The organism is Streptosporangium sp. NPDC000396 (assembly GCF_042898655.1).
GTDB lineage: Bacteria > Actinomycetota > Actinomycetes > Streptosporangiales > Streptosporangiaceae > Streptosporangium.
In genome coordinates this window covers 46,800-60,522 of the sequence record NZ_JBIAZA010000024.1, presented here as the reverse complement: position 1 = coordinate 60,522, position 13,723 = coordinate 46,800, and the positions used below count along the sequence as shown (strand labels likewise).

Sequence of the window (13,723 nt, the reverse complement as noted above, 5' to 3'; positions counted from 1 at the left end):
TGTGGAGTCAGCGCGAGATGGCTCGTGAACTCATCAAGGCAGCCGGGGAGCACATCCACCTACCGTCTCCGGAATCCGTCGTGCGACGGATCAAGGCGTACGAGGCCGGGCAGAACCAGCCCGATGAGCCATATCGGACGCTGCTGTGCCGTGTATTCGGGCTGAGCGAGGCCGAGCTGTTCGGCTCGGCGGACATGCCGCTCCCGGCTCTCGCTCTGCCGTCTCTCACGCCTGATCCGGAGTTGTACGAACGGATCACAAGAGTGATCGCCGAGCCTCGGCGCGTGGACCTGAAAACGATCGAGTGGCTGGAACGGTGTCTTGCCGAGCATCGCCGGGCCGAGGACACGATGGGCAGTCGTCCCCTCATGCCCGTGGTCCGCGCCCAGCTCGCCACCGTCACCGATCTCGCTCGGGGCGCGTCCGGAACACCGGGCGACCGAATGGTGAGCATGGCCGCTCAATACGCCCAGTTCATCGCTTGGATGTGCCAGGACTCCGGCGACCTGGCCGCCGCGCTCGCCTGGTACGACCGTTCCCACGGCTGGGCACTGGAGGCCGGGGACGCCGCCCTGGCTTCCACGACGCTGAACATGCGAGCTCATCTGGCGTGGAGTGTCGGAGATCCCCAGCGCTGCGTACGGCTCGCCGAGGCGTCTCGATGGCACGACGGCCGAACGACCCTTGGCGTGCAAGGCATGGCCGCCCAGATGGCCGCCCGAGGGCACGCACAGATGGGCGAGGCGCAGGCCGCGCGCTCCCTGCTTGGAGAGGCCGAAGATCTCATCAAGAGCGCCGCCGAGCGTCCGGACGATGAGCCGCCGTGGATGTACTTCTACGGCGAGAGCTGGTTTTTCATGCAGCGCGGCATGGCTGAGCTGGAGCTTGGCGACGGCCGACGCGCGGTGCCGTTTCTTGAACGGGGGCTGTCGGGACTTCCCGAATCCTATCGGCGGGATCGTGCGTGGTTCGGAGCATGCCTGGCGCGTGCTCACGCGCTCGCGGGCGAGGCCGAAGCGGCGACGAAGACAGCGCTCGGTGTCGCGCCCGACGCTGTGGCTGTGAACACCTACGCCGTCCGGGATCTCCGGAAGGTGGTCAAGATGCTCGACCGCATGCGCGCGCCGGGAGCGCGGGATCTCGAAGAGGCACTTTCGATGTCGGCCTGACCGGCGGAACGTCTCGCGTGAACTCTTCGGTCCGACGCCTCACGGGGGTACTACTCGCTCTGACCGTCTGCTTCCAGGCCCCGCCTGGTTTCAGGTGACACCGACAATGCGCAACGAGGTCGGTCGGACTTTGGGACCCGGCCCGCGGTGGGCGCAGCGGGGAGCGCGAGGGGCGTAGCCCCTCATTTCGGGGGTCGAAGGGGGCGACAGCCCCCTGGGAGATGCTGCCCTCGCAAGGGATCGCGCGTAGCGCGTTGGTTGCGAGGACCTTGGGTGGCGCATCGCCGCGAGGACCTTAAGCAGCACGCCGACCGCGAGAGTCCCGGGATTTGGCGAAGAACTTACGGAGGGAAGGGGAACTGCACCTGGCCGGGCTGGACGAAGGGCATCTTCTTCTCCATCGCCCGTTCGAGCTGCTCGACGCACTCGTTCTGGGCGGTCACGGTGCCCGCGCCCCGGCGGCACTCGGTGTAGGCGCTCAGCTCGTCGCTGAAATAGAACTGCATCGTGGTCATCGCCAGGGAGATCACCAGCGATATCGACGACACGACGATGCCGGTGACGGCGGTGCCCACCGGCCTGGTCACCGAGCGCAGGGCACGGATCGCGCGGATCGAGGCGACAAGGGCGAACAACGACATGAAGATTCCCGCTAGGGGGAGCATCAGCGTCAGCACCACCGAGGCGAACGCCAGCCACAGCGCCCGCCGTCCCGCACCCTCCGCCGGCCGCGCCTGGACGGGTGTCGTCACCTGACCTCCTTGCATTACCTGTGCGGACAGGCCGATACCCTTGCAGCGGCGAGAGTCCCCGTCCGAATGGAGTGCGTCGGTGTCATCCCAGGCCGCTCGGCTTGTGGTTCTCGTGTCCGGTTCTGGAACCAACCTACAGGCCCTGCTGGATGCTGCGGCAGATGAGGCGTACGGCGCCCGGATCGTAGCGGTGGGCGCTGATCGCGATGGTATCGAGGGATTGGCCCGTGCGGAACGCGTGGGTGTGCCCACCTTTGTCGAGAGGCTGACCGACCACCCGGGACGGAGCGCCTGGGACAAGGCGATCGCGGCGCGGATCGCCGAGCACCGGCCCGACCTGGTCGTCTGCGCGGGATTCATGAAGATCCTCGGCGCGCCGACGCTGTCCGCGTTCTCGGTGCTCAACACCCATCCCGCGCTGCTGCCTTCCTTTCCCGGCGCGCACGGGGTCCGCGACGCCCTGTCGTACGGCGTGCGGGTCACCGGTTGCACGGTGATGCTCGCCGACTCCGGAGTCGACACCGGGCCGATCGTCGCTCAGGAGGCCGTGCCCGTGCTGGACGGCGACGACGAGGCGACCCTGCACGAGCGCATCAAGACCGTCGAGCGAGACCTGCTCGTCGACACTGTTGGCAGGATGGTCCGTGAGGGCTGGACTGTGACCGGCAGGATCGTTCGCATAGGACGACCCGGCGGATGAGCCGGGCGCCCCGGATTGAACCGGAACAAAACAGGAGGATCAGAAAGTGACCCGCATCGCCATCCGGCGCGCTTTGATCGCTGTGTATGACAAGAGCGGGCTGGAGGAGTTGGCCCGCGGGCTCGACGCGGCGGGAGTGGAGATCGTTTCCACCGGCGGCACCGCCGCGAAGATCGCTTCGTTCGGTGTTCGCGTCACTCCGGTCGAGGCGCTGACCGGGTTCCCCGAGTGCCTCGACGGGCGCGTCAAGACCCTGCACCCGCGCGTGCACGCCGGCCTGCTGGCCGACAGCGGCAACCCGGCCCACGTCAAGCAGCTCGAAGAGCTGGAGATCGACCCGTTCGAGCTGGTGGTGGTCAACCTCTACCCGTTCCAGGAGACCGTGGCCTCCGGGGCCTCCGACCGCGAGTGCGTGGAGCAGATCGACATCGGCGGTCCCGCGATGATCCGCGCCGCGGCCAAGAACCACGGCACCGCGGCGATCGTGGTCGACCCCGGCGCCTACGGCGACGTGCTCGCCGCGGTGGCCGAGGGTGGTTTCACGCTCACCGAGCGCCGCCGCCTCGCCGCGGCGGCCTACGCCCACACCGCCGCCTACGACACCGCGGTCGCCTCGTGGTTCGCCAACGTCTACGCCGCGGAGGACGGCGCCTGGCCGAGCTACATGGGCGCGGCGTGGGAGCTGAAGTCGCCGCTGCGCTACGGCGAGAACCCGCACCAGGGCGCGGCCCTCTACTCCGGCCAGCGCGACGGCCTGGCCAATGCCGAGCAGCTGCACGGCAAGGAGATGTCCTACAACAACTACCTCGACGCCGACGCCGCCTGGCGGTCCGCATGGGACTTCGCCGAGCCCGCTGTGGCGATCATCAAGCACCAGAACCCGTGTGGCATCGCGGTCGGCGCCGACCTCGCCGAGGCGCACCGCAAGGCGCACGCCTGCGACCCCGTCTCCGCCTACGGCGGCGTGATCGCGGTCAACGGGGAGGTCACCGAGGAGCTGGCCAGGCAGATCTCCGAGGTGTTCACCGAGGTCGTGGTGGCACCGGCCTTCGCCCCCGAGGCCCTGGCCGTGCTCACCGAGAAGAAGAACATCCGGCTTCTGGTCTGCCCGAAGGGGCCGGACAACCCGGCCGAGTTCCGCCGGATCGACGGGGGCCTGCTGGTGCAGACCGTCGACCGGGTGAACGCCCTCGGCGACGACCCGGCCACCTGGGAGCTCAAGGCGGGTCCCGCGGCCTCCGCGGAGGTCCTCGCCGACCTGGCCTTCGCCTGGAAGGCCTGCCGGTCGGTGAAGTCCAACGCGATCCTGCTCGCCGCGGACGGCGCGAGCGTCGGCGTCGGCATGGGCCAGGTCAACCGGGTCGACTCGGCGCAGCTGGCGGTCTCCCGCGCCGGTGACCGCGCCCAGGGTTCCGCCGCGGCCTCCGACGCGTTCTTCCCGTTCGCGGACGGCCTCAGGGTGCTCATCGACGCGGGGGTGAAGGCGGTCGTGGAGCCCGGCGGCTCCATCAGGGACGAAGAGGTGATCGCCGCGGCCGAGGCCGCCGGGGTCACGCTCTACTTCACCGGCACCCGGCACTTCTTCCACTGATCCGCACTCCGGTGTACGGCTGCCGCGCGTCTGGGGCAGCCGTACACAGGAGAGGGGAAAGTGGCCGATCGGACAGAATTTTCTGGCCGAAGAAGGTTTGAACCGCAGTTAGTGTGAAGCATTCCTTCCGTCGGCCTTGTGGAGATACCTCATGCCTCTGCTCGATCCCGTCCTGAACGCCTTCGTGATCATGAACGGGTTCTGGGAGAGCCCCTGGTTGCTCCTCATCTTCGCCTTCGGTGCCGCCTACCTGGGGGCCAAGGCCGTGGAGCGCATCCCTTTCACCCGCAGAATCATCGAGAGACGCGAAGCGGGCCGCGGATGATCTCGTGCCACTATTGAGCGCATGAGTGCGCAGATTCTGGATGGCAAGGCCACAGCGGCAAAGATCAAGGCAGACCTCACGGCGCGGGTGGCCGCGCTGAGAGAGCGGGGCATCACCCCCGGGCTCGGCACCGTCCTCGTCGGAGACGACCCCGGCAGTCAGATCTATGTGGCGGGAAAGCACCGCGACTGTGCCGAGGTCGGCATCGCCTCCATCCGCAGGGATCTGCCGGAGACGGCCACCCAGGCCGAGGTCGAGGCGGTCATCGACGAGCTCAACGCCTCCGATGAGTGCACCGGCTACATCGTCCAGCTCCCGCTGCCGCGCCACCTCGACACCCTGGCGCTGATCGAGCGGATGGACCCGGCGAAGGACGCCGACGGCCTGCACCCGGTCAACCTGGGCCGACTGGTCCACATGGTCGACGCGCCGCTGCCGTGCACCCCGTACGGAGTCGTCCTGCTCCTGCAGGAGTACGGCGTGCCGCTCAAGGGCGCCGAGGTCGCCGTGGTCGGCCGCGGCATCACCGTGGGCCGTTCGCTCGGCCTGCTGCTGACCCGCCGCTCGGAGAACGCCACCGTCACCCTCTGCCACACCGGCACCCAGGACCTGGCGGCGCACACCCGGCGCGCCGACATCATCGTCGCCGCGGCGGGCGTGCCCCATCTGATCACGGCCGACATGGTCAAGCCCGGCGCCGCCGTACTCGACGTCGGCGTCTCCAGGGTCGACGGCAAGATCGCCGGTGATGTCGCTCCAGACGTCGCGGACGTCGCGGGCTTCCTCACCCCCAACCCCGGTGGCGTGGGCCCGATGACCCGGGCCCTGCTGCTCACCAACGTGGTCGAGGCCGCCGAAAGGCAGGCGCAGGCCTAGGGACGGACGGTCCCTAGGATGCCCGGCGGCTCGCGGTCGTAGCCGCCGGTTGAGGCTCCGGGGTGCCGGCCGCGCGCTGCGGCGGCACCACCGGGGTGGGCCTGACCAGCCCCAGGGCGACGACCTCGTTGGCCAGCCTGGTGCGCCGGTTGGTTCCCTCCGGGATCCGGAACTTCTGATAGAGGCGGAGCAGATGTTGTTTGACCGCTGCCTCCGTCACCACCAGATCGTCGGCTATCTCCCGCGCGGTGGCCGGTGCGACGAACGCCTCGTCCGACAGAGCCGGGCGGCACAGCGACGTCAGCACGTCCACCTCACGCCGGGTCAGCTCCGGAGCCGCGGCGCGGCGGAGCTCGACCTCGGGTGCGAAGTCCTCGCGTGGGACTCCGCCGATCCTGCCCCGCGCGGCGCCGAAGGAGACGACGTCGCCGTCGTCGAGCACCCTCCGGGCGATCGGCCTGCCGTTCACCCGCGTGCCGTTGCGGGACAGGCCCAGATCAACGACATACAGGTAGGGTCCGCGCCGGACGAATTCCGCGTGCAGCCGGGACACACTCGGATCGGTGAGCCGGATGTCAACGCCCCGGCCGCGTCCGATCGTCGTGATCTCGGGGCGCAACGGGACAACCTCGCCTGTGTCCTCGATGCGTATGAACGGCCCCTCCACGGCAGTTCCTCCCCAGGTAGCCCGCCGTAACTATTCCTACAGCTGCGGCTTACCCAAACGAGGTGATGGGGAATCGCCTTTGCCAGAAGGAGAATCCTTCGTGAAATTGGTCTGGACCTCTCGAAAAGGTTTCCCCTGCTCACGGGTAGACTTCGGGCGAAGATAAGCGGAGGAAACACTCATGGCGGACAAGCCCACTAAAGGCCTCGCCGATGTCGTAGCCGCGTCCACAGCGCTCAGTGACATCGACGGTCAGGCCGGCCGACTTTTCTATCGTGGCTATGACATCCACGATCTGGCCGGCCGTACCACCTTCGAAGAGACCGCTCACCTGCTGCAGCGCGGTCAGCTCCCGACGCGGGAGCGTCTGGCCGACTACGGGGCGGAGCTCGTCCGGGGGCGCAAGCTCGGTGCCCTCGCCGAAACGAACATTCAGGAGATCGCGGAGAAGCAGGCCCCCATGGAGGCGCTGCGCACGCTGGTCTCGCTGGCCTCGGCCGACGATCCGGACAAGGACTCCAACAGTCCCGAGGCCAACCTGCGCAAGGCCGCCCGGCTGACCGCCCAGCAGCCGATCCTCGTCGCCCGCTACCACGCGGCCAGGACCGGAACGGAGATCCCGGAGCCGGACCCCGAGCTGAGCATCGCGGCGAACTTCCTGCTGCAGATCACCGGCCGCACCCCCAGCCGGCACGAGGTCGAGATCTTCGACACCTGCCTGGTCCTGCACGCCGACCACACGATGAACGCCTCCACGTTCGCCGCCCGCGTCTGCGCCGCGACCCTGTCCGACATGCATTCGGCCATCGTGGCGGCCATCGGCACCCTCAAGGGCCCGCTCCACGGCGGTGCCAACGAGCAGGTCATGCGCACCCTGGAGTCGCTCGACCCCAGCTCCGTCGCCCAGGCCGTGCGTGACAAGCTCGCCGCCCACGAGAAGATCATGGGCTTCGGTCACCGGGTCTACAAGACCGAGGACCCGCGTGCCACGCACCTGCGCAAGATGTCGCGGGAACTCGCGGAGGTCTCCGGCGACGACAAGTACTACCGGATGTCCAATGAGATGGAGGAGGTCGTCTTCGAGGCGAAGGGCCTCTATCCGAACGTGGACTTCTACGCGGCGACCGTTTACCACTACCTTGGCATTCCGACTGACCTGTTCACTCCGGTCTTTTCGGTCAGCCGCATGTCAGGATGGACCGCACACGTCATCGAGCAGCACGCCGACAACCGCCTGATCCGTCCGGACAGCGAGTACATCGGTGAGCGCGACCAGAAGTGGAAGCCGATCGACGAGCGGTGAGCCGGGTGCGAGAGCGAGTGACGGTCGGTGTCTGACGAACGGCGACCCGTAGGTGTGAGCGATGAGCACAACTGAAGATCGTTGGGGATCGTACCCGCTGACGCTGGTGGGTGCGGTCCTCGCCGTGGCGTTCGGCGTCTTCGTCGATCCCGAGTGGGGAGGATTCTCCCTGGGCGTGGTCATGCTGCTGAGTGCCGTGTTCCGGCTGGCCGGGGGCGGGCAGCTCGCCGTACGCCGTAAACCGACCGACGTCGTCACCCTCGCGGTTTTCGGTCTCGCGCTGATGGCCGGTTCGCTGGTGCTCCAGTACCCGGACCTTATGCCGCGAAATATCGGATGATCGGGTGGGTCGCAAGCCGATCGCACCCGTCCGATAACCTCAACGGCCAGTGAGCCTCAAAAGGACTGTCTGGCCAGTGTTAGTTCAGAAGGGGAACCACACGCATGCCCAAGATCAAGGTAGAGGGTCCCGTCGTCGAGCTTGACGGCGACGAGATGACCCGGATCATCTGGCAGTTCATCAAGGACCAGCTGATCCTTCCCTACCTCGACGTCGACCTGAAGTACTACGACCTCGGGATCGAGCACCGCGACGCCACCGACGACCAGGTGACGATCGACGCCGCCAACGCGATCAAGCAGTACGGCGTCGGCGTCAAGTGCGCCACCATCACTCCGGACGAGGCGCGGGTCGAGGAGTTCGGCCTGAAGAAGATGTGGAAGTCCCCGAACGGGACCATCCGTAACATCCTCGGCGGTGTCATCTTCCGTGAGCCGATCATCATGTCCAACGTGCCGAGGCTCGTCCCCGGCTGGACCAAGCCGATCGTCGTCGGCCGTCACGCGTTCGGCGACCAGTACCGCGCCACCGACCTGAAGATCCCGGGCGAGGGGACGCTGACCCTCACCTTCACGCCGAAGGACGGCTCGGAGCCGATCGAGCTGGACGTGTACGACTTCCCGGGCGGCGGCGTCGCCATGGCGATGTACAATCTGGACGAGTCCATCCGCGATTTCGCCCGCGCCTCCATGCGGTACGGCCTGGCCCGCAACTACCCGGTCTACCTCTCCACGAAGAACACCATCCTGAAGGCCTACGACGGCCGCTTCAAGGACATCTTCGCCGAGGTCTTCGAGACCGAGTTCAAGGCCGACTTCGAGGCCGCCGGCATCACCTACGAGCACCGCCTGATCGACGACATGGTCGCCGCGGCGCTCAAGTGGGAGGGCGGCTACGTCTGGGCGTGCAAGAACTACGACGGCGACGTCCAGTCCGACACCGTCGCGCAGGGCTTCGGCTCGCTCGGCCTGATGACCTCGGTCCTGATGACCCCCGACGGCAAGACCGTCGAGGCCGAGGCCGCCCACGGCACCGTGACCCGTCACTACCGTGAGCACCAGAAGGGTAACCCCACCTCCACCAACCCGATCGCCTCGATCTTCGCGTGGACCCGTGGCCTCCAGCACCGTGGCAAGCTCGACAACACCCCCGCGGTGATCGACTTCGCCGAGAAGCTGGAGCAGGTCTGCATCGAGACCGTCGAAGGCGGTCAGATGACCAAGGACCTGGCCCTCCTCGTCGGCGGCGACGCCAAGTGGCTGACCACCCAGGACTTCCTGGCGGCCCTGGACGAGAACCTCAAGAAGAAGATGGCCTAAGGCCTTCCGTGAAAGGGCCGCCCGACGGGCGGCCCTTTTCGCGTTACCGCCTCGTCACGGCCTTACTTCTGCGGCCTCACTACGGCTTCGTCATGGCGCCGAGCACGATCGTGTTCCCGTCGGGAAGGCCGGTCACGCGGTGCATCTGCCCGGTGACGGCGTTCACGCGGAAGAAGCCGAGGAGGTCGCCGCCGGCCTTGTCGGTCATCTTGATGACGACCTCGCGGGTGTTCAGCCAGCCGACGACCTGTGAGGCGGTGGGGTCGCCGAGCGAGGGGAGCTGCAGATCCCGGAAGACCCGTCGCGACCGGGCGTCGATGATGTGGAGGCTGTCGCTTCTCCCCTTCTCGGCCCTGATGGCGGCCGAGTGCCTGCCGCTGGGGGAGTCTCGCCAGACGCGGTAGTTCTGGCGGAGCCAGTCCGCGGCCTCCTCCACGGCCGTCGCCTGCCCGGCAGGCAGGGTCGTCACCGTCCCGGTGGTGAAGTCGGTCCGCAGCCGTCGTCCACCGAGCTCCACGGTGAAGTGGCGGCCGTCCGGGGAGACGCTCACCCGCGTGCCGGCCTCGGTGTCCGCGGGGGCCAGCGCGGGCGACAGATACCGTTTCTGACCGCTTCGCAGGTCGTGGGCGACATACCTCCGCTCCGCCGCGCTGAGGTAGGCGATGCGGTGCCCGTCCGGGCTGACGGCGGGATTCAGCTTCCAGTAGCTCCAGTCGTCTCCGTGCGCGAGGTGCTGCGCGGCGTCGGGGACGTTCACCGTGGACTCGCAGTGGCCGGGGCGTTCGCACTCCACGGATTCGAGCGCCGGACGGCCCGCGTCGCCGCCGGCCAGTTTCAGCGTCCAGCCCGCGCACGTGACCTTCCCTGCGCGTGACGGCGTGGGTTTGCCGTCCGTGGACGCGCCGTCGTCGGGGCACTTTCCGGGGACGGCGTAGCGGATCGCGAAGGAGGTGCGCGGGGCCTGCCACGGCCCCGGGCTGGAGCCGGGCTCCAGGCCGGACCCGGGGGCCGGGCTGGAGACCACCCGCGTGGCCGCAGGGGCCTCCGTCGAACGGGCGTGGTTCTGCCTGCCGAGAGCGGAGTTCCACACCTCCCCCTGTTCGATCAGGGGGAGGGCGGCGACGAGACCGATCGGGACGAGGACCACGACCGCCGCCAGGAGGGCTCCCCGCCTGCGGCGGCGCCGTAGCGCGCGCAGGGCCGGGGCGGCGAGGTCCGGGACGGACGCCTCGTCCGCCGTCGCGGCCAGCCTCGTGGCCAGGCGGTCGGCGTTGCCCTTGCTGAGTACGGCGACCGCCTCGGTGATCTCCGACTCCACGGTCTCCAGGGGGATGCCGAGGATGGCGGCCATTTCGGGGCGGGTCATGCCGTTGTGGAGGCAGGCGACGACGAGGACGCGCCGCTGGGGCGGGAGCCGTACCAGGGCGGTGGTGCCCGCAGCGGTCGGCTTGCGCAGGAAACGGCGGTACAGCGCGATGTGAGCGTGTTTGGCGGGGTCTTCCCAGGGGGTGGGGGGCCAGGTGAGGCCTACGGTGCGCAGAGACCGTAGAGCGAGGCGGATGGCCTGTTCGTGGCTACCGGTCAGCAGAAGGGCCGTACCGACGAGAGAACGCTGATCGCGCTGGACGAACTCGGGATAACCGATATATCGGCGCATGGGAAATTTGCTCCGGCTTGCCTAAGGGACGATCAACGGTAGCGATCTAAGCGGCTGGAGCGCCATCTTGTGGTGATTTGTCGGTAGTTGGGTGGCTCGATGTGTCTCCGGCATTCCTCGTCCGGACTCCGCTCCCGAGGGGCTCGCCGGAAGAAATGTGAGGTCACTATCGGGGTAAGGCGTCGGGGAGGGGAGCCGGGGCGTCGTAAAGTTTGGCTCGTTGGAGATTCACACGACCGTAAGGACGACGATGCCGCAGATCGCGCCGCTGGAAGCGGGAGAGCCGCGCCGGCTCGGGCCGTTCCGCATCGTCGGCCGGATTGGCGAGGGCGGGCAGGGCATCGTCTACCTCGGGGTGAACGAGGCGGGGGAACGGGCGGCGATCAAGCTGCTGCACGTGAAGTTCTCCGGCGACGCGATCGCCAGGTCCCGGTTCGCCCGGGAGGCGCGGGCGGCGCAGCGGGTCGCCTCGTTCTGCACGGCGGGTGTGGTGGACGTCGACCTCGAAGGCGACACCCCCTACATCGCGAGCGAATACATCGAGGGCAGGTCGCTGCGGGAGGTCGTGGAGACCGACGGCCCCCTCCGGGGTGTGGCGCTGCAGCGGCTGGCGATCGGCACGGCCACCGCGCTCACCGCGATCCACCACGCTGCGATCGTGCACCGCGACTTCAAACCGGACAACGTGCTCATCGCCGCCGACGGGCCCCGCGTGGTCGACTTCGGCATCGCCCGCATCATCGACTCCACCGGCACGATCACCAGCCGGGCCATCGGCACCCCGGCCTACATGGCACCCGAGCAGATCTCCGGCTCCGACGTCGGCCCGCACACGGACGTGTTCGCCTGGGGGGCGACCATCGCGTTCGCCGCGACCGGGGAGACGGTCTTCGCCGGTGACTCGATCGCGGTGGTGCTGAACCGCATCCTCAACCACGAGGTGGACGTCAGCGTCATGCCGGAACCGCTGCGCGGTGTGGTCCGCTCGGCGCTGTCCAAGTCGCCCGCCGCGCGGCCCTCGGCCGACCAGATCCTGCTGCGGATGCTCGGCCACCCCGAGAGCACGGGCGCCTCGCCGTCCGTCCTCAACCAGGGAGCGCAGGCCGCGGGCCTCAACCAGGAGGCCCAGGTCACCGGTCCAGCTCCGGGTCCGGGCCCGGACGACTCCACCAACCTCATGCGCATACCGGAGACCTCCGTCCCGGGCGATCCGCCCCTGCCGTCCACGGGTTTCCGCGTGCGGCACCCGGGCGAGGGCGAGCGCGCTTCCGCCCCCGCTCCCGGCGAGCACCCGTCGTCTCCCGGTCTCCCGGGGTACGGCGAGCGTCCATCGTCGCCGGGCCTTCCGGGGTACGGCGAGCACCCGTCGCTTCCCGCTTTCCGGGGCTATGGCGAGCACCCGTCGGGCTATGGCGAGCACCCGTCCTCTCCAGGCCGAGGTGAGCAGCGGGCTCCCTCCGGTTACGGTGAGCACCCGTCGTCTCCAGGTCGAGGTGAGCAGCGGGCTCCCTCGGGCTATGGCGAGCACTCGCCGGAGATCCCGCCGCCGAGCTGGCAGGCGACGGCCCCGATCGACGTTGTGGACCCGGGATCGCCCAGGCGTTCGCGCAGGGCGGTCTGGATCGCGGCGGCCGTGGCCGTCCTGCTGCTCGGAGGCGCGGGCGCCGTCGCGGCCACGGGCTGGCGTCCGCAGTTCGGCGCTGATCCCCAGCCCACCCAGTCCGGGGCGGTGACGTTCGCCTCGGTGGCGGACAAGGCGGCCAAGACCCGCAAGCTCACCGTCGGCATGCGTGACTTCCTGCCGGGCATCGCGCTGAACAACGGCGGCAGGTGGAGCGGGTTCGAGGTGGATCTCGTCACCGAGATCGCCAAGGCGCTGGGGGTGCCCGCGAGCGGGATCACCTTCAGGGCCACCAGCCGGGACGAGCGGCCTGACCTGCTGGCCGCGGGCGACCTCGACATGGTCGTCTCGACCTACTCGATCAACGACAAGGACGACGTCACGTTCGCCGGGCCGTACTACACGGCCCATGTCGACGTGCTCGTCAAGGACGGTTCCCCGATCGTGTCGGCGGCGGGTCTGGAGGGCAAGCGGCTCTGCCAGCCCGCCGGCAGTGCCTCGATCCGTGTCCTGCAGGGCGCGGTGAACCAGCTCACCCTGGTTCCCGCCCGGACCTACACCGAGTGCATGAACAAGCTGCTGACCGGAGAGATCGACGCGATCCCCGGCGACGACCTGCTGCTGGCCGGGTTCGGCAACCGGGAGAGCGTCGCCTACAAGGTGGTCGGGCTGAAGCTCACCGACGAGCGCTACGCGGTGGCCCTGAAGAAGGGCGACGCGCGCACCTGTGAGGCCGTTCGGGGCGCGATCGCCGACCTCTACAAGCGGGGCGTGATGAAGAAGCTGCTCGACAAGCACTTCTCCAGAGTCGACTTCGCCACCCGGGAGGACAGCCTCCCGGCCATGGCTAGCTGCCGGTAGAACCCTCGATGTCGGCCGCGGTCTCCTCGGACCAGTCGCGCAGCAACCGCACCTGGCGGATGCCCAGCTCCAGGGCATGCCGTCCGAAGTCGGGCTGTTTTGCCAAGGACTTGGTCGCGCGGATCGTCTCCAGCATGGCCAGCCGTCTGCCGTAGACCTCGGCCTCCGCGCGGAGCAGCGCCGCGGCCACATGCGGCTCCAGCGTGGGCAGCAGGAACGCGCGGAGGGCGACTTCGCTGCGCTGCGATCGTGACGGCTCCTTCTCGATCAGCCACGTGCGCAGCTCCCGGGCGCCCTCTTCGGTGATCGTGTAGGTCTTCCGGCCGCGAGGTCCCTCCTCGTCCACCGTGACCAGGCCTTCGGCGGCCATCTTGTTCAGCTCCGGATAGATCTGGCTGTGCCGGGCGTGCCAGGCGTTGCTGATCGAACTCTCGAAGAGCTTCGTGAGGTCGTAACCACTGGCGGGGCCGGAGGCGGTGAGCAGGCCGAGAAGCGCGATCCGAAGTGACATGTCCTCATCATACCTATGAATTGACATGTCA

General features: G+C 68.6%; 13 protein-coding genes. 9 read left to right on the top strand and 4 right to left on the bottom strand.

Features of this window, described 5'->3' with window-relative positions:
- The first annotated feature begins 17 nt into the window (after positions 1-17).
- Complete coding sequence (locus ACFY2X_RS32760; protein WP_389946096.1) at positions 18-1,169, top strand: XRE family transcriptional regulator; 1,152 nt, start codon at positions 18-20, stop codon at positions 1,167-1,169.
- 341 nt (positions 1,170-1,510) lie between these two features.
- Here the strand turns inward: ACFY2X_RS32760 and ACFY2X_RS32755 are convergent, their stop codons facing one another.
- Positions 1,511-1,921, bottom strand: coding sequence for a hypothetical protein (locus tag ACFY2X_RS32755; protein ID WP_389946093.1), 411 nt, complete (start codon positions 1,919-1,921; stop codon positions 1,511-1,513).
- A 79-nt stretch (positions 1,922-2,000) separates the two neighbouring features.
- Between ACFY2X_RS32755 and purN the strand changes: the two genes are divergently transcribed.
- The 4 genes from purN to ACFY2X_RS32735 all read left to right on the top strand — a co-directional run bounded on the left by purN (position 2,001) and on the right by ACFY2X_RS32735 (position 5,413).
- Complete coding sequence (gene purN, locus ACFY2X_RS32750) at positions 2,001-2,621, top strand: phosphoribosylglycinamide formyltransferase (protein ID WP_389946090.1); 621 nt, start codon at positions 2,001-2,003, stop codon at positions 2,619-2,621.
- A gap of 46 nt (positions 2,622-2,667) precedes the next feature.
- Positions 2,668-4,212 carry a bifunctional phosphoribosylaminoimidazolecarboxamide formyltransferase/IMP cyclohydrolase gene (gene purH / locus ACFY2X_RS32745; RefSeq protein WP_389946087.1) on the top strand — a complete coding sequence of 515 codons (1,545 nt, stop codon included), beginning with the start codon at positions 2,668-2,670 and terminating at the stop codon, positions 4,210-4,212.
- A 151-nt stretch (positions 4,213-4,363) separates the two neighbouring features.
- The gene (locus tag ACFY2X_RS32740) at positions 4,364-4,537 is read left to right on the top strand and encodes a hypothetical protein (protein ID WP_389946085.1); all 174 of its coding nucleotides are present in this window, start codon (positions 4,364-4,366) and stop codon (positions 4,535-4,537) included.
- Between the two features lie 21 nt (positions 4,538-4,558).
- Positions 4,559-5,413, top strand: a complete 855-nt coding sequence (locus ACFY2X_RS32735; protein WP_389946083.1) for a bifunctional methylenetetrahydrofolate dehydrogenase/methenyltetrahydrofolate cyclohydrolase — start codon at positions 4,559-4,561, stop codon at positions 5,411-5,413.
- Between the two features lie 13 nt (positions 5,414-5,426).
- Here ACFY2X_RS32735 and ACFY2X_RS32730 read toward each other — a convergent pair whose 3' ends face one another.
- Complete coding sequence (locus ACFY2X_RS32730) at positions 5,427-6,080, bottom strand: FHA domain-containing protein (protein ID WP_389946080.1); 654 nt, start codon at positions 6,078-6,080, stop codon at positions 5,427-5,429.
- Between the two features lie 181 nt (positions 6,081-6,261).
- Between ACFY2X_RS32730 and ACFY2X_RS32725 the strand changes: the two genes are divergently transcribed.
- The 3 genes from ACFY2X_RS32725 (at position 6,262) to ACFY2X_RS32715 (ending at position 9,042) form a co-directional block, all read left to right on the top strand.
- Positions 6,262-7,383, top strand: coding sequence for a citrate/2-methylcitrate synthase (locus ACFY2X_RS32725; RefSeq protein ID WP_389946077.1), 1,122 nt, complete (start codon positions 6,262-6,264; stop codon positions 7,381-7,383).
- Between the two features lie 61 nt (positions 7,384-7,444).
- Entirely contained in the window at positions 7,445-7,723 is a 279-nt protein-coding gene (locus ACFY2X_RS32720; RefSeq protein WP_389946074.1) for a DUF3017 domain-containing protein, read from the top strand.
- 104 nt (positions 7,724-7,827) lie between these two features.
- A complete protein-coding gene (locus ACFY2X_RS32715) occupies positions 7,828-9,042 on the top strand; it encodes an NADP-dependent isocitrate dehydrogenase (RefSeq protein ID WP_389946071.1) in 1,215 nt (404 codons plus the stop codon).
- A gap of 79 nt (positions 9,043-9,121) precedes the next feature.
- Here the strand turns inward: ACFY2X_RS32715 and ACFY2X_RS32710 are convergent, their stop codons facing one another.
- Complete coding sequence (locus tag ACFY2X_RS32710) at positions 9,122-10,699, bottom strand: sigma factor-like helix-turn-helix DNA-binding protein (RefSeq protein ID WP_389946068.1); 1,578 nt, start codon at positions 10,697-10,699, stop codon at positions 9,122-9,124.
- A 250-nt stretch (positions 10,700-10,949) separates the two neighbouring features.
- On the opposite strand from ACFY2X_RS32710, the gene ACFY2X_RS32705 reads away from it, so the two are divergent.
- Complete coding sequence (locus tag ACFY2X_RS32705) at positions 10,950-13,181, top strand: protein kinase (RefSeq protein ID WP_389946065.1); 2,232 nt, start codon at positions 10,950-10,952, stop codon at positions 13,179-13,181.
- On the opposite strand, the gene ACFY2X_RS32700 is transcribed toward ACFY2X_RS32705, so the two are convergent.
- Positions 13,168-13,692: a PadR family transcriptional regulator gene (locus ACFY2X_RS32700; RefSeq protein WP_389946062.1), complete on the bottom strand. Its 525-nt coding sequence runs from the start codon at positions 13,690-13,692 to the stop codon at positions 13,168-13,170. The genes ACFY2X_RS32705 and ACFY2X_RS32700 overlap by 14 nt on opposite strands.
- Positions 13,693-13,723 lie beyond the last annotated feature (31 nt).